Genomic DNA, 19,087 nt, shown 5'->3' with positions numbered 1-19,087 from the left:
TGCATCGATTTTCGGGTGCGGGATCGGCTGTCCTCGCGTGTTCCCGGAGTCGCCCTGGTGGAGGTGGGCAACTCCGGGCCTCGCGTACGTCTCAGCTGATGCCGCGCTTGAGGCGGCGCCGCTCCCGCTCGGAGAGCCCGCCCCAGATGCCGAAGCGCTCATCGTGCGCGAGTGCGTACTCCAGGCACTCGTCACGTACTTCGCAGCCCATGCAGATCCGTTTCGCCTCACGGGTCGAGCCGCCCTTCTCGGGGAAGAACGCCTCCGGATCGGTCTGCGCGCACAGGGCACGCTCCTGCCACTGCTCTTCGATGGATTCGAACATCTCGTCGAAGCCGGTCACGACCAGGCTGAGCCGGGGTGCCGAGACTCCGTCACCCCCCTCTTCGTCCTTCCAGCCGTTGTCTGCGCAGACGCCACGTGCTGCGCCTGCTGTGGAATCGGTCGGCGAGACCATCTCGTTGGCCATCGCTCCGCCTCCTCACTGTGTGTTAGCGCAGAATGATTCGTTCCGTCGGACCAACACGCACGCCGACGGCCATACCCCGCGACGTTGTCCCGCGGACGTCCCCGAGCCTGTCATTCACCCGAACATCTGTTCGAAAAGTCGTTCACGCCTTGGGCTCTCGCGCGAACCCGGAATGACATGACTGTGATTAGACACGCCGGACGTGTCGATGGTCAAGCCGCCGACGCTATTCCGTTACTATCCGCAGCCGCATTCCGAATTGATCTTGTCATGTACGTTAGCAAATAGATAGCAAATTTACCGCGAGTCGTCGCCATCGGGTTACCGCATAGGCTGTGCGGATGTGACTGGACAACAAGTGGACGCCGCACCCGGGAGCGGGCCCCGGATCGCCGTCCTGGTCGGCGGTGTCGGTGGGGCGCGTTTTCTCCAGGGCGTCCGCGAACTGCTGCCCGAGGCCGATGTTTCCGCGATCGTGAACGTCGGTGACGACGTCTGGATGCATGGCCTACGGATCTGCCCCGACCTCGATACCTGCATGTACACCCTAGGCGGAGGCATTGATACCGATCGCGGCTGGGGCCGCGTCGGCGAGACCTGGCACGCCAAGGAGGAACTTGCGAAATATCATGCCCAACCCGACTGGTTCGGCTTGGGGGACCGTGATATCGCCACGCACCTGATCCGAACCGAAATGTTGCGCGCCGGATACCCACTCTCCGCGGTCACCGAGGCGCTGTGCAATCGCTGGCGACCCGGCGTGAAACTCCTCCCGGCAACCGATGATCGCTGCGAAACACATGTCGTTGTGACCGACCCGGACAATCCTGGCGAACGGCGCGCGATCCATTTCCAAGAGTGGTGGGTCCGCTACCGGGCGAACGTCGACACCCATGGATTCGCCACAATTGGCGCCGATGACGCCAAACCAGCACCAAATGTGACAGAGATCATAACGTCCGCCGATGTGGTGCTCCTCGCTCCGTCGAACCCGGTCGTGAGCATCGGAGCCATCCTCGCCGTGCCGGGTATTCGGGGTGCCCTGCGCACGACCGAGGCCAAGGTGATCGGCGTGTCCGGTGTGATCGACGGAAAGCCGTTGCGCGGTATGGCCGACGAGTGCCTGTCGGTGATCGGGGTGGACACCACGGCCGAGGCGATCGGTCGTTACTACGGCGCCCGATCGGCCACCGGAATCCTGGACGGCTGGCTGATCCACACCACCGATACCGCCGACGTGCCCGGTGTCGAGGTGCGTAGCGTGCCTTTGCTGATGACCGACCCGCCGGCCACCGCCGAAATGGTGCGTCAGGCACTGGATCTCGCAGGAGTGAAGCCATGACGACATCCACCGACCACGCGGCAGTAGAGCTGCGCATCCTGCCCGTCACCGGCCTTCCGGAGTTCCGGCCCGGTGACGACCTGGCCGAACACCTTGCTCGGTGTGCACCCTGGCTGGCCGACGGCGACGTGCTCGTGGTCACCAGCAAGATCGTCGCGAAGGTCGAGGGCCGGGTCGTGGAGGCGCCGATGGACCCCGAAGAACGGGACAGCGCCCGACGCAGCCTCATCGAGCACGAGGCGGTGCGGGTGCTCGCGCGCAAGGGCCGCACCTTGATCACTGAGAACAAGCTCGGCATCGTGCAGGCGGCCTCCGGGGTCGACGGCTCGAATGTCGAGCAGGGTGAACTCGTCCTGCTGCCCACCGATCCGGACGGCAGCGCCAAGGCGCTGCGGACGGCGCTGGCCGAGCGACTGGGCGTGACGGTCGCGGTGGTTGTCACCGACACCATGGGCCGTGCCTGGCGCAATGGCCAGACCGACGCGGCGATCGGCGCCGCGGGGCTTCGGGTGCTGCACGACTACGCGGGTGCTGTAGACGGCCAGGGCAATGAGCTGAACGTCACCCAGGTCGCGGTGGCCGACGAGCTGGCCGCCGCCGCGGACCTGGTGAAGGGCAAGCTCGGCGGCATTCCTGTCGCCGTGGTGCGCGGGTTTCCGGTCATCGACGACGGGTCCGGCGCCGCCGATCTGCTGCGCAGCGGTACCGACGACCTGTTCTGGCTCGGCACCGCGGAGGCGATCGAGCAGGGGCGGCGGGAGGCGATCCTGCTGCGTCGCTCGATCCGCCAGTTCGCCGACACCCCGGTGGATCCCGAACGCATCCGTGCGGCGGTGTCTGTCGCACTGACCGCGCCTGCCCCGCACCACACCCGCCCGGTGCGGTTCGTCTGGCTGCGCAAACCTTCTTTGCGTGCCCAGTTGCTGGAGGCGATGGCCGAGAAGTGGCGCGCCGATCTCACCGCCGACGGCCTCGCGCCCGAACGCGTCGAGCGCCGCATCGCCCGCGGTCGCATCTTGTTCGACGCACCTGAGGTGATCATCCCGTTCTGCGTGCCCGACGGCGCGCACGACTACCCGGACGAGCGGCGTCGCGCCAACGAGCGCACCATGTTCACGGTCGCGGTGGGCGCCGCGGTGCAGGGCCTGCTCGTCGCCTTGGCCACCGAGGGGATCGGCAGCTGCTGGATCGGGTCGACCATCTTCGCCCCGGAGGTCACCCGTGACATCCTCGGCTTGGCCGACGACTGGAACCCTCTGGGCGCCATAGCCGTCGGTCATCCGCAGGGGGAGCTGGCCCCGCGGCCAGTGCGCGGTGCCGGCCACGGCCTGGTCGAGCTGTGAGTCTGCGAGCGCAGCTCGGCGTGAACCATCGAACAACGGGCACGGCCGGGCGTCGCTCGGTCATGAGGGGGACAAGCGCCGGCCAGGTGGAGTCATGACCGCTGCCTCACTCCATGTCTCGGCCACCGAGATACTTGAATCCTGGTGTCCCCCAGCGAGTTCCGACCGATCGCTGCGCGAGGCGATGCTGGCTTTCCTCGGCTCTGCTCCACGCGGCTGCCTACGCGAACACGCACCCGGCCATATCACCGCTTCGGCCGTGGTCTTCTCCCGCGACGAGCGAGAGGTGTTGCTCACCCTGCATCCGCGGGTGGGCCGGTGGATTCAGCTCGGTGGCCACTGTGAGGAAAGCGACGCCACGGTCGCCGACGCCGCACTGCGCGAAGCGACCGAGGAGTCGGGCATTTCGGGCCTGCGGCTGGAGCCCGAGCTGTACGGCGCGCAAGCGCATCCGATCACCTGTTCGCTCGGTGTGCCGACCAGGCACCTGGACCTGCTGTTCCGGATCACCGCGCCCGCCGGCGCGGTACCAGTGCGCAGCAGTGAGTCCACCGATCTGCGCTGGTGGCCGGTGGACGCACTGCCCGCCGACGCCGACGTCCTGCTGCGTTGACGCGCGACCCGTTCGCTGCGTCTCGTCCGAGCTCCCATGAGCAGGAAACGGGGCCCATTCCGCTCCTTTACAAAAGATATGATTTGTATAGACAGCCGACAAATGATGCGATATCGTCCATTTCGGAAGTAACGCACGTCACATGTGATGTGCCGCTTTGAATGGAGACAACGATGTCGACGGACGCCGAACTGTCCGCACAGCCGGTCGAGTTGCCGGCTTGGCGTGACCGTAAGCGATACATGTGGCTGTGGGGGTTGTTCGCACCGACCGGCCTGTTCACGATCGGCCTCCCGCTCGTGTGGGCGTTGAACGAACTCGGCTGGCACCGCCTGGCTCAGGTGCCGTTCTGGCTCGGGCCGATCCTGGTCTACGTGCTGATCCCGTTGGCCGATATCTTCTTCGGCCCGGACGGCGACAACCCGCCCGACGAGGTGATGGAGTACCTGGAGAACGACAAGTACTACCGCTACCTCACCTACCTGTACCTGCCGTTCCAATACGCGGCCTTGCTCATGGCGGCCTACCTGATCACCGCGGACAACCTGAGCTGGCTCGGCATCGATGGCGGGCTACGCGTGGTGGACAAGATCGGCCTGGCGATCACGGTCGGCATGATCGGCGGCATCGGCATCAATACGGCGCACGAGCTCGGCCACAAGAAGGTGAGCATGGAGCGGTGGCTGTCCCGCATCGCGCTGGCCCAGTCGTTCTACGGGCATTTCTATATCGAGCACAACCGTGGTCACCACGTACGTGTGGCGACGCCGGAGGATCCGGCGAGTTCCCGCGTCGGCGAGACCTTCTGGGCGTTCTGGCCACGCACCGTGTGGGGCAGCCTGAAGTCGTCCTGGCATCTGGAGAAGGTCCGTTTGGAGCGGCTGGGCAAGAAGCCCTGGAGTCCGCGGAACGAGGTTGTCAGCGCCTGGCTGATGTCGGCCGCACTGTACGCGGTGCTGCTGGTGGTGTTCGGTATCGAGCTGTTTCCATACCTGGTTCTGCAAGCTGTCGTCGGCTTCAGCTTGCTGGAGGCGGTCAACTACCTCGAGCACTATGGCCTGGTTCGGCAGCGGACGGCCGGCGGACGCTACGAGCGGCCCGCTCCGGTGCACAGCTGGAACAGCGACCACCTCGTCACCAACATCTTCCTCTACCACTTGCAGCGGCACAGTGATCACCACGCCTATCCGACCCGGCGCTATCAGACGCTGCGCAGTTGGGATGGCGCACCGAATCTGCCCAGCGGTTACGCCAGCATGATCTTGCTGGCCTACTTCCCTCCGCTGTGGCGCCGCGTCATGGACAAGCGGGTGCTCGCGCACTACGGCGGCGACATCACGCGCGCCAACATTCATCCGGGCAAGCGCGACCAGGTGCTCGCGCGCTACGGCACGGATGCCCCGACCGGCGGCGCACAGGTGGCCGGGGCATGAGTAGGCGCGGCAGGCGAGCGACGGGCGCGGCCGCCCTGGCGATTATGAGGGGGCCGAGCGCTGGCGAGGTGGAGTTATGACCGCTTATCGCTGCCCCGTCTGCGACTATGTCTTCGACGAGGCGAAAGGGGCGCCGCACGAGGGTTTCCCGGCGGGCACGCCGTGGGAGGCGGTGCCGGACGATTGGTGCTGCCCCGATTGCGGCGTGCGGGAGAAGATCGACTTCGAGCAGACAGGGGCTAGGAAATGAGTACAGCATCGCCGAGCGATTCGATGAGGGGTGGCGGCCGGGAGACGGGTGGGCCCGAATACAAGCTCTATCAATGCATCCAGTGCGGCTTCGAATACGACGAGGCCGAGGGTTGGCCGGACGACGGGATCGCACCCGGAACCCGCTGGGACGACATTCCGGACGACTGGACCTGCCCCGATTGCGGAGCCGCCAAAGCCGACTTCTTCATGGTCCAGATCGAGCGGTCGTGAGGTTTTGACTGCGGCAAGCGCCCGTGACAGTGTCGCGGGTATGCCGCGCAACGGAACCAGGATTCCCTACCAGGAGGCCGCACGGGAACTCCTGCGTACGTCGGTCCTGGACGCGATGCGCGAGCTGCTCACCGAGCGTGACTGGTCCAAGATCACGCTCGGTGACGTCGCGACCAGGGCAGGAGTGAGCAGGCAGACGCTCTACAACGAGTTCGGCTCGCGCAACGGCCTCACCCAAGCGTATGCGTTGCGCTTGGCCGACGATCTGGTCGACCACGTCGACGCGGCGATCACCGGCAATGTCGGTGATGCCCGCGCCGCGTTCCGCGAGGGGATGGGCAACTTCTTCCTCGACGCGGCTGCCGACCCACTGGTGCGGTCGCTGCTCGGGGGCGAGGTGAAGCTGGATCTGCTGCGGCTGATCACCCTCGATGCCGGGCCGCTGCTCGACCATGCGACGGAGCGGCTTTCGCTCGCGTTCCAGCAGAGTTGGGTGGCGGCGACGGCCACCGAATCGGACGTTATCGCACACGCGCTGGCCCGCATCGCGCTGAGCTACATTCCCACCCCGCCCGGCCCGGGACGCGATGCCCCGGAGGAGATGAGCGCGCTTCTCACCCCATATGTCGAGGCGATCCTGGCGGCACGGGTACAGAGCTGAGCCGACGGCAACCGGGTCGCGATCGAGGACGGTGATTCTCATCACATGTGGACCTCCACAAGAACCGGCTGCCAGGCAGGTAATCTCTGCCACGTTTCAACCGTCCAGCCACATGTAACAGACGTAAAGTCTGCAACTATCTTCATGCGTCGTCGAAGTCAGGGTTCTTATTAAGCGGGGCAAACGTGCAAACGGTTGGCAAACCGGCGGGGTCGGTCGATCCCAAACGCCATTTGTGGGTTCTCGGCCTGATCGCGCCGTCATCCGCATTGTTGCCATCGCAACTCGTGCTTCACACGGGCGCGGTGGTCTTCTGGTGGATCGGGCCGATCATTGTGCTGGTCGTGATCCCAGTGCTGGACTGGCTGATCGGCGAGGACGGCAGCAACCCGCGGGACGAGGACTACGAGTTGCTGTCGAACGACCGGTACTACCGGTGGTGTACCTACCTGTTCTTGCCGATCCAACTGATCGGGTTGGCGGTCGCGTGCTACATGTGGGCCGGTGACGAGTTGGACGTGGTCGACAAGCTCGGGCTGGCCGCCACCCTCGGCCTCGTCAGTGGCATCGGCATCAACGCGGCCCACGAACTCGGGCACCGGGTCGAGCACCTGGAGCGTTGGCTGGCCAAGATTGCCCTGGCTCAGTCCGGGTACGGGCATTTCTTCGTCGAGCACAACCGCGGGCATCACGCGCGGGTGGCGACTCCGGAGGATCCGGCCAGCGGCCGACTCGGTGAGTCGCTGTGGGAGTTCCTGCCGCGCAGCGTGTCCGGTAGCTTCCGTTCGGCGATCGGTCTGGAGCGCGAGCGACTGGCCCGCAAGGGCAAGGGCTGGTGGAACGCGGATAACCACATCCTGCAGGCGTGGTCGATGACCCTGGTGCTGTTCGGCGGCCTGATCGCGGCGTTCGGCCCGCGGGTGCTGCCCTACCTCGCGTTGCAGGCCGTGATCGGCATCGCCTTGCTGGAGACGGTGAACTACGTCGAGCATTACGGCCTGCTGCGGTCCCGGCGACCGAACGGGCTCTACGCCCGCTGCTCGCCGCGAGACAGCTGGAACAGCGACCACCTGGTCACCAACATCTTCCTGTTCCACCTGCAGCGCCACAGCGACCACCACGCCAACCCCGGCCGCCGCTACCAGACGCTGCGCAGCTCCCAGCAAGCCCCGCAACTGCCGGCGGGGTACGCCACCATGATCGTGCTCGCCGCCATACCGCCGCTGTGGCGCCGGATCATGGACGGCCGCGTTCTGGACCACTACGACGGCGATATCACACTGGCGAACATTCACCCGCGCAAGCGCCGCCGCATCCTGTCGGCACACGGGGTGACCGCCTAGCCCGTATCCGGCGGCCAGCGACTAGCCTTGCCTCGGTACTTGCCGAATCAGGAGAGGCTGATGACCACCTCAGAACTTCCCGCACGAACATCTTTGACCGCCGATGTCCGCAATGGCATCGACTACAAGGTGGCGGACTTGTCGCTGGCCGAATTCGGTCGCAAGGAGATCCGCCTCGCCGAACACGAGATGCCCGGTCTGATGGCGCTGCGCCGTGAGTATGCCGACGTGCGGCCGCTGCAGGGCGCGCGCATCTCCGGCTCGCTGCACATGACCGTGCAGACCGCGGTGCTGATCGAGACACTGACCAGCCTCGGGGCCGAGGTTCGTTGGGCCTCGTGCAACATCTTCTCCACCCAGGACCATGCGGCGGCCGCGGTCGTCGTCGGACCGCACGGCACTGTCGACGAGCCCAAGGGCACTCCGGTGTTCGCCTGGAAGGGCGAGACCCTGGAGGAGTACTGGTGGGCCGCCGAGCAGATGCTCACCTGGCCGGACCAGCCCGCCAACATGATCCTCGACGACGGCGGTGACGCCACCATGCTCGTGCTACGCGGCGCGCAGTTCGAGAAGGCGGGCGTGGTTCCGCCGGAGGACGAGGACCACTCGGCCGAATACAAGGTATTCCTGAACCTGCTGCGTGAGCGCTTCGAGACCGACAAGGGCAAGTGGAGCGCGATCGCCGACTCGGTTCAGGGCGTCACCGAGGAGACCACCACCGGCGTGTTGCGGCTCTACCAGTTCGCGGCGGCGGGCGAACTGGTGTTCCCGGCGATCAACGTCAACGACTCGGTCACCAAGAGCAAGTTCGACAACAAGTACGGCACTCGCCACTCGCTGATCGACGGCATCAACCGCGGCACGGACGTGCTCATCGGTGGCAAGAAGATATTGATCTGTGGCTACGGCGATGTCGGTAAGGGCTGCGCGGAATCACTTGCCGGACAGGGCGCACGAGTGCAGGTCACCGAGATCGACCCGATCAACGCGCTGCAGGCGCTGATGGACGGCTACGACGTGGTGACCGTGGAGAAGGCGATCGGCGAGGCCGACATCGTCATCACCGCGACAGGTAACAAGGACATCATCACCCTCGAGCACATGAAGGCGATGAAGGACCAGGCCATCCTCGGCAACATCGGCCACTTCGACAACGAGATCGACATGGCAGGGCTGGAACGTTCCGGCGCAACGAAATTGACGATCAAGCCTCAGGTCGACCTGTGGACGTTCCAGTCGGGCAGGTCGATCCTGGTGTTGTCCGAGGGGCGTCTGCTGAACCTGGGCAATGCGACCGGACATCCGTCGTTCGTGATGTCGAACAGCTTCTCCAACCAGGTGATCGCGCAGATCGAGTTGTGGACCAAGCCGGAGGAGTATGACAACGAGGTCTACCGCCTTCCGAAGCACTTGGACGAGAAGGTCGCTCGCATCCACGTCGAGGCGCTGGGCGGCGAGCTGACGAAGCTTTCCAAGGACCAGGCCGAGTACATCGGCGTGGATGTGGAAGGCCCGTACAAGCCGGAGCACTACCGCTACTGAGTGGTAGGCGCGGGGTGGCCCGTCGACCGTCCGGTCGGCGGGCGCCGCGTGGTCGATCCCGAGCCGCCTCCGGCTATACCGACCCGGTATCAGCCCTGGTCAGTCGGTGTCGGCGGTAAATAGGCGTCGGGGTATCGTGCCTACCTATGGGAGTGCTGATAGCCGTCGAAGGCCTCGATGGCGCGGGTAAGCGCACGCTGATCGACCGGGTGGTCGCCGATCTGCGCGAGCGTGGCCTGCGGGTGCAGGCGTTGGCCTTCCCGCGATACCACCGTTCGGTCCACGCCGACCTGGCCGCCGAGGCGCTGCGCGGCGCGCACGGCGATCTCGCGGACTCGGTCCGCGGCATGGCGTTGCTGTTCGCGCTGGACCGCGCGGACGCCCACGACGAGTTGTCGAAGCTGTTGGCCGACAACGACGTTGTGATTCTGGACCGCTATGTCGCCTCCAACGCCGCGTATTCCGCTGCCCGGCTCGAGCAGTCGGCCGACGACGAAATCGTCGATTGGGTGGGCGAATTGGAGTTCGGCAGGTTCGACCTTCCCGCGCCAGCGCTGCAGGTGTTGCTGGATGTGCCGACCGAGGTCGCGGCCGAGCGTGCCCGCAGGCGAGGCGAACTCGACGCCGCCCGTGCGCTGGACGCCTACGAATGCGACCGCGGTCTGCAGCACCGAACTGGTGCGGTGTACTGTGAGCTGGCCGAACGCGACTGGCACGGGCCATGGTGGACATACCGATCCGACGACGACCCGGCTACGCTGAGCGCGCGGATCACCGAAATCATTGGTCGATAAGGTTGGCTGTGCCGTGTGTTCACACCAGTGTTGGCGTGGCGGCCCGATCCTGGCCTGGGAGATGACAACATAGTAGTTATGAAGCCGAAGATTCTGGTCGTCGACGACGATATGGCACTCGCTGAGATGCTCACGATCGTCTTGCGCGGGGAAGGGTTCGACCCGCATGTGGTCGGCGACGGCACACAGGCCCTTGCGGCGGTTCGAGAGATCCGCCCGGATCTGGTGCTGCTGGACCTGATGTTGCCCGGCATGAATGGCATCGATGTGTGCCGCGTGCTGCGGGCCGATTCCGGGGTTCCGATCGTGATGCTCACGGCCAAGACCGACACGGTCGACGTAGTACTCGGTCTGGAGTCGGGCGCCGATGACTACATTGTCAAGCCTTTCAAACCGAAGGAACTCGTCGCGCGGGTGCGCGCCCGTCTGCGCCGTACCGAGGAGGAGCCCGCCGAGCTGCTGTCGATTGCGGATATCGTGATCGATGTGCCCGCGCACAAGGTCAGCCGCGGCGGCGCGCAGATCTCGCTCACGCCGCTGGAGTTCGACCTGCTCGTCGCGCTTGCCCGCAAGCCGCGTCAGGTGTTCACCCGTGAGGTCCTGCTCGAGCAGGTCTGGGGTTATCGGCACGCCGCCGACACCCGTCTGGTGAATGTCCACGTGCAGCGGCTTCGCGCCAAGGTCGAGAAGGATCCCGAAAATCCGGAGATCGTGCTGACCGTCCGTGGAGTCGGCTACAAGGCTGGACCACCGTGATCCGGCCTGCGTTCAGGGTCCGGAGGCGGTAGCTTGCGTGACCACGAAGGGCCCCGCCGAGGCCGGAATTCAGATACCGATGGCGTGATCGCACGTCTTCGGATTTCGATGGCACCGGTGGTGGCTTGGTTCCAAGCGGTCGGCAGCGCCCTCGGTCACCTATGGCGCCGCTCGCTGCAGTTGCGCGTCATCGTGTCGACTCTGACCCTGTCGCTGATCGTGATCACGATCCTCGGCGTGGTGTTGACCAGTCAGATCACCGACCGCCTGCTGGATGCCAAGATCAATGCGGCGGTCGAGGAAATGGATCGGGCGCGCAACACGGTGCAGAGCCAGCTGGTCGGCGTGCACGACATCGGCACCCAGCAGCAGCGCTTGCAGGATGCGCGCAACGCGCTGTCCAACCGCGGCGACGCAGGCCAATCGACCGGTGCCGCAGGCACTTTCGATTCAGCGCTGACCATCATGGGTGGCATGCCGCAGCAGCAGATCTCCACCGGCCCGATCCAAGAGGTGCCCGACGAGCTGCGCCGGTTCGTGCAGCGCAACCAGGTCAGCTACCAGTTCGCCACGGTCGACGACCCGGGCGGTTACCGCGGTCGTGCGCTGATTATCGGCAGTCCGAGCGCCGACATCCCCACGCTGGAGATCTACCTGATCTTTCCGCTGGCCAACGAGGAGCGCAGCCTCGCGCTGATGCGCGGCACCATGCTCGTCGGGGGCATCGTGCTGCTGGTGCTGTTGGCCGCGATCACCGCACTGGTGACCAGGCAGGTGGTATTGCCGATCCGCTCCGCGGCCAGGATCGCGGGTCGTTTCGCCGACGGCAGGCTCAAGGAACGCATGCTGGTGCGCGGCGAGGACGATATGGCGCGGCTGGCCCAGGCATTCAACGAGATGGCCGAAAGCCTGTCCAACCAGATCACGCAGCTAGAGGAGTTCGGCAACCTGCAGCGCCGGTTCACCTCCGACGTCAGCCACGAGCTGCGCACGCCGCTCACCACGGTGCGCATGGCCGCCGATCTGATCCACGGCAGCAGTGACGACCTCGATCCCGCCCTTGCCCGCAGCGCCGAGTTGCTGGTCAACGAGCTGGACCGGTTCGAGGGCCTGCTCAACGATCTGCTCGAGATCAGCCGCCACGACGCGGGCGTCGCCGAACTCCAGGTCGAATCCCTCGACGTACGGATGTGCGCGCGGGCCGCGATCGCCACCGTGCGGCATCTGGCCAAGGACGCCGGTGTCGAGGTGATCACCGATATGCCGGAAGAGCCGCTGGTCGCCGAGGTCGACCCGCGGCGGGTGGAGAGGGTGTTGCGCAATCTGCTGGCCAACGCGATCGACCACAGCGAGGGCAAGCCGGTGCTGATCCGGATGCGCGGCGACGCCGACGCCAACGCGGTCGCCGTCGTCGTACGGGATCAGGGCATCGGCCTGCGACCCGGCGAAGAGAAGCTGGTCTTCAACCGGTTCTGGCGCTCGGACCCGTCCCGGATGCGCCGTTCCGGTGGCACCGGCCTCGGCCTGTCGATCAGCGTGGAGGACGCGAACCTGCACGAGGGCAAGCTCGAGGCGTGGGGCGAGGTCGGCGTCGGCGCCACCTTCCGACTCACGCTGCCGCTGGTGCGCGGGAAGAAACTCGGCATGAGTCCGCTGCCGCTGGAACCTGTCCGCAAATCGATGCGGGTGGTCGAGCCGGCGCCGCCCGCCGATCCCGTTGCCGCGAATCCGGACGCCGCGAGCGAGAGCGCATCAGCGTCCGCGGATACCGCCTCCGGCACAGCACCTGCGTCTGTATCCGATGACGCGCCTGCCTCTGGTGGCGCTTCGGCATCGGATGGTGCTGCTTCGTCTGTGCCTGGTGGCGGGGGTGGGGCCGGCGCCGGGCCCACGTCGGATAACGCGCCTGCTTCTGGTGCGGCGCCCGTGTCCGGAGCCGGGCCGGAGTCCGGTGGCAGATCCGGGTCCGGTGACGGGCCTGCTTCTGGTGGGGCGTCGGCGTCGGCGGCTGGTGGTGCGCCCGCCTCTGGTGGCGTCCCTGCGTGCGGCGACGGGAAGACCCTGTCCGGTGACGCGCCTGCGTCGGAAGCCGGGACGGTGCCCGGGGTCGCGCCGGTGTCGAGTGCCGGGACTGTGTCCGGTGCCACGCCCGCATTCGGTGACCGGCCCGCGCCCGGTTCGAACGGATTGCAGGCGCCCGAGTCGGCGCAGGCCGGGGGCGGGGCGGAGCGCAAGTCCGGGGACGTACAGTCATGAGCATGCGTGCCGGATCTGCGCGGAGGCAGCGGTTGTCCACGCTGGTCGCGGTCGTGGTCGCGATCCTATTGCCGCTGACCGGATGCGCCAGTCTGCCCGAGTCCTCGGCGCCGCAGGCGCTGGGCACGATCGACCGGGAGCCCACGTCCGAGGGGCCGCCGCCGCCCATCGCCAACCGCGATCCGGATCTGCTGCTGCGTGACTTTCTGCAGGCCACTGCCGATCCGGCCAATCGTCATCTGGCCGCGCGACAGTACATGACCCCCGCGGCGTCGACCCAGTGGGACGACGCCGCGAGCACCGTGATCGTGGAGAAGCCGGACACACTGCGTGAATCGCGCTCCGGCGATAAGGCGACGTACCGGATCCGCGCGCGCAAGGTCGGCGAGCTGGCCACGGACGGCGCGTACCGCGCCAGTGACGACCTCGTCGAGAACAAGATCGAGCTGACCAAGGTCGATGGCGAGTGGCGCATCGACGAGCTGCCCGACGGCGTCGTGATGGATTCCACCGCGTTCGCCAGGTCCTATCGGCGTTACGTGCTGTACTTCGTCGACCCCGCCGCTACCACCGTTGTTCCGGATCTGCGCTGGATCTCGGTGGCCAAGGTTCAGCTGACCCAGAAGCTGCTCAGCCTCCTGATCGAGGGTACCCAACCCGCGCTCGCCCCGGTCCTGCGCAACGAGCTGGCCGGGCCGGTCGCCCTCCGCGGTCCGATCACCAAGGCGAACGGCGACCCGGACGGGGTCGGTATCGGGCTCGGCGGCGTCAAGATCGACTTCGCCGGCGCCTCCGCCCTGAACCCGCGCGACCGCGAGTTGCTCGCCGCCCAGGTGATTCTGACGTTGTCCGGCGCCGACATCCTCGGCCCCTACGTCCTGCTCGCCGACGGCAAACCGCTGGACGACCGGTTCGCCGCGAACGGATGGACCGTCGCTGATGTGCAGCAGCTCAATCCCGCGACATCCGCACGTAACCAGGTCGGTCTGCACGCGCTGCGCGGCGGCGGACTGGTGCAGTTCCAGGACAACGGCGGCATCACGCCGACACCGGGGTACTTCGGCGCGGTGAACAACCTGCGGTCGGCGGCGTTGTCCCAAGATGGTCAGCTGGTGGCAGCGGTGGCCGAGACCGGAAGATCCGAGCAGCCCCGCGCTCTGATGGTCGGCACTTACGGCGGCAACGCCTTTCCGGTGGCCACGGGCTCGACCATCACCCGACCTTCGTGGACCTCCGACGGCAGCGCGGCGTGGGCGGTGGTCGACGGCGAGCGGGTGATCCGCGCGATCAACGACCGAGCCACCTCGACGGTCTCGGTGCAGGAGGTCGACACCTCGGCGCTGGCCACGGTGTCCTCCGGTCTCGCGCCGAGGTCGCCGATCACCGACTTGCAGATCGCGCGCACCGGCGTCCGAGCGGCGCTGATCGCCGACGGCAAAGTCTATGTGGCGGTGGTGGAACGGCGTCCAGACGGCCACTACGCCCTTACCGCGCCACTGCCCGTCGCGATCACCCTGAGCACCCGCGCTGTGTCGCTCAGCTGGCTTACCATGGACACGATCATCATCGCTCGCGAGGGCAACGTCGACCCGGTGAACACCGTGTCGGTGGACGGTTCCCAGCCGATGCCACAGACCAGCCGGAACCTGACGCCACCAGTGCGAGAGGTCAGCGCGTCGCCGGAACACCAGTACGTCGCGGACTCACGTGCGGTGCTCGAGCTGACCAGCAACCCGGACGGCGGTGAACCGTACTGGCGCGAGGTGCCCGGTCTCGGCGCGAATGCGGTTCCGGTCCTACCTGGCTGAGATTTCGCCCTGCTCGGTCCCTCCGACTCGCCGTGATTCGTTGGTCGCGGTGCGGGCCGCATGATCATCGAGGTCGTCGAGGCATTGATGTGACCGCGGAGTCGTCGAGGACGGCAACCCGTTGGCGGGCGGAAACGCCAGGGCGGTCGGTCGTTCAGGGAGCGCTGATCGGCAGCTGTCCCATCGCTCGTACGGCATGTGCGCCGAGTTGGCGCATTCCGTCTCGATCAAGTCCTCCGCGTAGTCGCGTGGCGTGTGCACGATACCGACCGAACGCCCCACCGGGGCCGACAAGGGCGCGACCGCGGCGATGGCGGTCGTTCTGACGGTAGCTGGCACCCACGGTTCTGGAACTGCGGCTGGGTCGTCGTAATCACCTCCAAACCATCGTATTCCGCTGCCGCTGCCGCTGCCGCTGCCGCTGCCGCTGCCGCTGCCGCTGCCGCTGCCGCAACCGTCGTTCGGCGAAGGTGTCGGTGCCCTGGCGCAGAATCGGGCGATGGGGACGCTGCTGGATCTGATTCTGCCGACGGCCTGCGGTGGGTGCGGGCTGGCCGGGACGGCGTGGTGTGCCGCCTGCGAGGCCGCCTTGGACTCGCCGCCGGTGCGGGTACGACCACGCACGGACCCGGGGGTCCCGTGCTGGGCGCTCGGTCCCTACCGTGGGCCCGGCAGGCGCGCGGTGCTCGCGGCCAAGGAGCAGGGTCGCCGGGATCTCGTGGAGCCGCTCGGCGCGGCGCTCGCGGGCGGACTCGCGCGGCTGCGGTCTTGGGATCGGCCGCTGGCACTGGTGCCCGCGCCGAGCAAAGCATCGGCGGCACGGCGTCGAGGCGGAGATCCGATGCTGCGCACGGCGCACGTAGCCGCGAGGTGGCTGCCCGATAGCCGGGTGGTATCGGTGTTGCGAGTGTGGCGCGGGGTGCGCGATTCGGTCGGCTTGACGCCCGGTGAGCGGGTACACAATCTCCGTGGGCGGGTGACCACTGTACCCGCCTGCGCCCCCGCGTGGGGGATGCCGAAAAACGCCGAGGTGGTGGTAGTCGACGACGTGCTGACAACCGGTGCGACGGCTCGGGAATCGGTCCGCGCGCTCGCGCGGGTCGGACTGCCGATTCGTGGGGTTTTGGTTATCTGTGCCGCTTGACGCCGGGAAATTTGCGTGAAGACTGGCGGTCTGCCCGATGTCGTACTAGCGTCGCGATCACACACCCGAACCGGGAGTTTGGAGGTGTCGCCTCGGACAACTTGTGCCGAGCGATTCTCGATCGGCACTGCTCAATCCCGCCGCATGAATCGATCTGTGCGGCCATATCCGGGAGGTACGCGTGACGACTTCTTCACGACCTTCAGTGAAAGACGCTGCTCCTTCGGTGCTGGATTCCGGCGCCCAAGATGCGACAGAGCAACCCGTAGCGGAAAGCCCACGGGCTCCGCTCGCCGATATCGTGGTGAAAGGCCGCAATGTCGAGGTGCCTGATCATTTTCGAATCTACGTCGCGGAAAAACTCTCCCGCCTCGAGCGCTTCGACCCGTCGATCTTCCTCTTCGACGTGGAGCTGTTCCATGAACGCAACCGTCGGCAGCGCAAGAGCTGCCAGCGCGTCGAAATCACTTCGCGCGGTAAAGGTCCCGTTGTCCGGGCCGAGGCCCGCGCGGACAGCTTCTACGCCGCCTTCGAGTCGGTGACCGCGAAGCTGGAGAGCCGATTGCGTCGTACCAAGGATCGGCGCCGGGTGCACTACGGGGACAAGACCCCGGTCTCTGTCGCCCAGGCCACGGCCGACCTGGTGGATGAGTCCCTGTTCGAGCGGCCGAGCGGGGCGAGTACCGCGCATGCTCATACCGAAGGCGAAAGCCGCCGCATCGACGAGGCAGAGAACACGGATTACGCTACGGGCCCAGGTCACATCGTGCGTACGAAGGTGCACCCGGCGACTCCGATGACCGTCGACGACGCCCTCTATGAGATGGAGCTCGTCGGCCACGACTTCTTCCTCTTCCACGACAAGGAGACCGACCGGCCGTCGGTCGTCTACCGTCGGCACGCCTTCGACTACGGCCTCATCCGGCTCGCCTGATCGAGTCCGTCCGCTTCTCCGGGCGCCCAGCTCGAGGGTTGGGTGCCCGGAGATTTTTTATGAAAGCCTCTCTCTTCCTTGGTCGTTATCGCGCGGCGCCCCGATGATGTCGCTGTCCTCGCGGTCGCGTAGCGCGCGGACTGTTCGGTCGCCCCGGTCGAGTTGGGTGATCGCCGCGACCACCTGGGGATCGGTGGTACGCCCGTGTTCGACGGCGTCGGTGAGCCTGCCCGCGGCAGCGAGAAGTCCGGTGAGGTCGGCGATTTCGAACCGGATCGAGTCAGGTCCGGTCACCACCGACTCGCCCGCGCCGCGAGCGGCGGCCGACGGATCGTCGGCGGCGGGGGCGCCGCCCGCGTAGGTGCGGGCGGCACTGCCGGGTAGCCACCGCAACGGCACGTCGAGTTTGTTCAGCGTGTGGGTGCTGATCGTCGCGTCGCCGTCCTCGATCTTCCGGATCGTCGGTGCCGAAGGTCCCCCGAGATCGCCGATCTGCAGCTGGGGTGAGGCCGAGTTCGTCCCGGCGTTCCTTGATGATTCGGCCGAATCTCTTCTGCCGCCGCGACAGCTCCGAGGGCGATGCATTGCTACGGTTCTCTTGGCCGGGGATGTCGGCCACGGCGTCGCTCCGGGACGAGCAGGGGGTGTTCGTCGGGCCGGGCGTTTCCGGCCGGTCACTAGATGGCGGGCGGCGGACTCGGAGGCGGGGATCGCCGCTGGTTGCGATTCACCGTCGGCGAAGGGGGTCGACGGTGAACTTACTTTAGAGTAAGTTTTGTGGTTCGCGCTCTTCGAGAGGAAATCGCATGGCCACCAACGCCGCTCGCCGTGCTGTGATTGTGTCCGGTGCACGCACGCCATTCGTGCGTGCGTTCACCGGATACACCCGAATGGACTCCATCGCGCTGGCGGATGCCGCGGTCCGGGGGGTGTTGGAACGGACCAGGCTGCCCGGCGCGCAGGTGGAGTCGATCGTCTGGGGCGGGGTCATCCTGCCGAGCGTGGCGCCGAATATCGCGCGCGAGATCGCGCTGGACCTGCGGCTGCACCCGGGCTGCGAGGGCTACACGGTGACCAGGGCTTGCGCCTCCGGCCTGCAGGCGGTGACCTCCGCCGCGGCCGCGATCGAGCGCGGCGAATACGACATCATGATCGCGGGCGGCAGCGATTCCACCTCGAACGCCGAGGTGAAGCTTCCGCAGAAGGTCGTGCACGCGGCGGCGCCGTTGGCGCTCGGCAAGCCGAAGCCGAAGGACTATCTCTCCGCGGTCGCGCAGCTCGCGCCGTTCACCGATCTGCTGCCGCGCCGGCCCAGGATCGCCGAGCGCAGCACCGGCGAGGTGATGGGGGAGTCCGCTGAGAAAATGGCCCGCATCCATGGTGTGAGCCGGGCCGATCAGGACGAGTTCGCCGCCCGCTCGCACCATCGCGCGGCTGCGGCCATCGAGTCGAAGCGGTTCGACGACGAGGTACTGCGAGTACGCACCCCCGAGGGGGTCGAGATCGCGCGCGACGGCCTCGTGCGTGGTAACACAACCGTCGAGAAATTGGCCGGACTGAAGCCGGTGTTCGCGGCCGACGGCACCGTCACGGCGGGCAACGCCAGCCCGCTGACCGACGGTGCCGCCGCAGTGTTGCTGATGAGCGAGGAGAAGGCGCACGCCCTCGGCTATCGGCCACTGGCCGCCTTCCGCTCCTGGAGCTACGTGAGCGTCGACCCGACCGACCAGGTGCTGATCGGTCCCGCGATCTCCATGCCGCGCGCGCTGGAGAAGGCTGGAATGTCTTTGAGGGACATCGATGTCATAGACATCCACGAGGCCTTCGCCGCGCAGACGCTGTCCGTATTGAGCGCCCTCGCCAGCGACGAGTGGGCCAAGACCCGGCTGGATCGCGACACCGCCGTCGGTGCGGTGGACATCGACAAACTGAACGTGCACGGCGGTTCGGTCGCCCTCGGGCACCCGTTCGGCGCCACGGGGGCGCGCATGGTGACCACCATGGCCAACGAGATGGCCCGCACCGGCAAGAGTACGGCGCTGCTCGGCATTTGCGCCGCAGGTGGTATCGGCGCTTCAGCGGTGCTCGAGCGAATGTGACCCGACGTGGGTCAGGGCCACGGTGGCGTCCGAATGATCGAACTTCCGTGGGACGGGATGAGTGCGC

Annotated in this window: 17 protein-coding genes and 1 pseudogene; 16 read left to right on the top strand and 2 right to left on the bottom strand. The window is 66.8% G+C overall.

The genetic code is table 11. The features are described 5' to 3' along the window. Positions 1 to 91 precede the first annotated feature (91 nt). Entirely contained in the window at positions 92 to 325 is a 234-nt protein-coding gene (locus AB0H00_RS17400) for a WhiB family transcriptional regulator (protein WP_041561325.1), read from the bottom strand. Between the two features lie 487 nt (positions 326 to 812). Between AB0H00_RS17400 and cofD the strand changes: the two genes are divergently transcribed. The 15 genes and pseudogenes from cofD (at position 813) to raiA (ending at position 16,921) form a co-directional block, all read left to right on the top strand. After that, positions 813 to 1,811, top strand: a complete 999-nt coding sequence (gene cofD, locus AB0H00_RS17395) for a 2-phospho-L-lactate transferase (protein ID WP_357267028.1) — start codon at positions 813 to 815, stop codon at positions 1,809 to 1,811. Continuing rightward, positions 1,808 to 3,154, top strand: coding sequence for a coenzyme F420-0:L-glutamate ligase (locus tag AB0H00_RS17390; protein ID WP_357267025.1), 1,347 nt, complete (start codon positions 1,808 to 1,810; stop codon positions 3,152 to 3,154). The genes cofD and AB0H00_RS17390 overlap by 4 nt, the downstream gene beginning before the upstream one ends. 94 nt (positions 3,155 to 3,248) lie before the next feature. Beyond that, a complete protein-coding gene (locus AB0H00_RS17385) occupies positions 3,249 to 3,767 on the top strand; it encodes an NUDIX domain-containing protein (RefSeq protein ID WP_357267021.1) in 519 nt (172 codons plus the stop codon). A 173-nt stretch (positions 3,768 to 3,940) separates the two neighbouring features. Next, positions 3,941 to 5,200, top strand: coding sequence for an alkane 1-monooxygenase (locus AB0H00_RS17380; RefSeq protein WP_357267018.1), 1,260 nt, complete (start codon positions 3,941 to 3,943; stop codon positions 5,198 to 5,200). A gap of 76 nt (positions 5,201 to 5,276) precedes the next feature. Next, entirely contained in the window at positions 5,277 to 5,450 is a 174-nt protein-coding gene (locus AB0H00_RS17375) for a rubredoxin (protein ID WP_357267015.1), read from the top strand. A gap of 23 nt (positions 5,451 to 5,473) precedes the next feature. Next, positions 5,474 to 5,683 (top strand): rubredoxin, encoded by a 210-nt coding sequence (locus tag AB0H00_RS17370; RefSeq protein ID WP_357267157.1) that lies wholly within the window; start codon positions 5,474 to 5,476, stop codon positions 5,681 to 5,683. A gap of 40 nt (positions 5,684 to 5,723) precedes the next feature. Continuing rightward, the gene (locus AB0H00_RS17365) at positions 5,724 to 6,344 is read left to right on the top strand and encodes a TetR family transcriptional regulator (RefSeq protein WP_357267013.1); all 621 of its coding nucleotides are present in this window, start codon (positions 5,724 to 5,726) and stop codon (positions 6,342 to 6,344) included. Positions 6,345 to 6,631: 287 nt separating this feature from the next. Then, positions 6,632 to 7,687: an alkane 1-monooxygenase gene (locus AB0H00_RS17360; RefSeq protein ID WP_357267010.1), complete on the top strand. Its 1,056-nt coding sequence runs from the start codon at positions 6,632 to 6,634 to the stop codon at positions 7,685 to 7,687. Positions 7,688 to 7,747: 60 nt separating this feature from the next. Continuing rightward, positions 7,748 to 9,229: an adenosylhomocysteinase gene (ahcY, locus tag AB0H00_RS17355; RefSeq protein ID WP_357267006.1), complete on the top strand. Its 1,482-nt coding sequence runs from the start codon at positions 7,748 to 7,750 to the stop codon at positions 9,227 to 9,229. Between the two features lie 146 nt (positions 9,230 to 9,375). Beyond that, positions 9,376 to 10,023, top strand: a complete 648-nt coding sequence (locus tag AB0H00_RS17350) for a dTMP kinase (RefSeq protein WP_357267003.1) — start codon at positions 9,376 to 9,378, stop codon at positions 10,021 to 10,023. Positions 10,024 to 10,092: 69 nt separating this feature from the next. Then, positions 10,093 to 10,779, top strand: a complete 687-nt coding sequence (gene mtrA, locus AB0H00_RS17345; RefSeq protein WP_174315456.1) for an MtrAB system response regulator MtrA — start codon at positions 10,093 to 10,095, stop codon at positions 10,777 to 10,779. 108 nt (positions 10,780 to 10,887) lie between these two features. Beyond that, positions 10,888 to 12,447: pseudogene (gene mtrB / locus AB0H00_RS17340) on the top strand (MtrAB system histidine kinase MtrB); the annotation flags it as partial. Between the two features lie 584 nt (positions 12,448 to 13,031). Further along, positions 13,032 to 14,843 carry an MtrAB system accessory lipoprotein LpqB gene (gene lpqB, locus AB0H00_RS17335; protein WP_357267000.1) on the top strand — a complete coding sequence of 604 codons (1,812 nt, stop codon included), beginning with the start codon at positions 13,032 to 13,034 and terminating at the stop codon, positions 14,841 to 14,843. 499 nt (positions 14,844 to 15,342) lie between these two features. Then, entirely contained in the window at positions 15,343 to 15,987 is a 645-nt protein-coding gene (locus tag AB0H00_RS17330) for a ComF family protein (RefSeq protein ID WP_357266997.1), read from the top strand. A gap of 229 nt (positions 15,988 to 16,216) precedes the next feature. After that, entirely contained in the window at positions 16,217 to 16,921 is a 705-nt protein-coding gene (raiA, locus tag AB0H00_RS17325) for a ribosome-associated translation inhibitor RaiA (RefSeq protein ID WP_357267154.1), read from the top strand. Between the two features lie 57 nt (positions 16,922 to 16,978). On the opposite strand, the gene AB0H00_RS17320 is transcribed toward raiA, so the two are convergent. Beyond that, positions 16,979 to 17,506 (bottom strand): hypothetical protein, encoded by a 528-nt coding sequence (locus AB0H00_RS17320; RefSeq protein WP_357266994.1) that lies wholly within the window; start codon positions 17,504 to 17,506, stop codon positions 16,979 to 16,981. A 221-nt stretch (positions 17,507 to 17,727) separates the two neighbouring features. Between AB0H00_RS17320 and AB0H00_RS17315 the strand changes: the two genes are divergently transcribed. After that, positions 17,728 to 19,020, top strand: a complete 1,293-nt coding sequence (locus tag AB0H00_RS17315) for an acetyl-CoA C-acyltransferase (RefSeq protein WP_357266991.1) — start codon at positions 17,728 to 17,730, stop codon at positions 19,018 to 19,020. The last annotated feature ends 67 nt before the right edge of the window (positions 19,021 to 19,087 follow it).

This window comes from Nocardia sp. NPDC023852, assembly GCF_040639505.1.
Lineage (GTDB): Bacteria > Actinomycetota > Actinomycetes > Mycobacteriales > Mycobacteriaceae > Nocardia.
The sequence above is the reverse complement of the archived record's forward strand: the minus strand, read 5'-3'. Positions and strand labels throughout refer to the sequence as shown.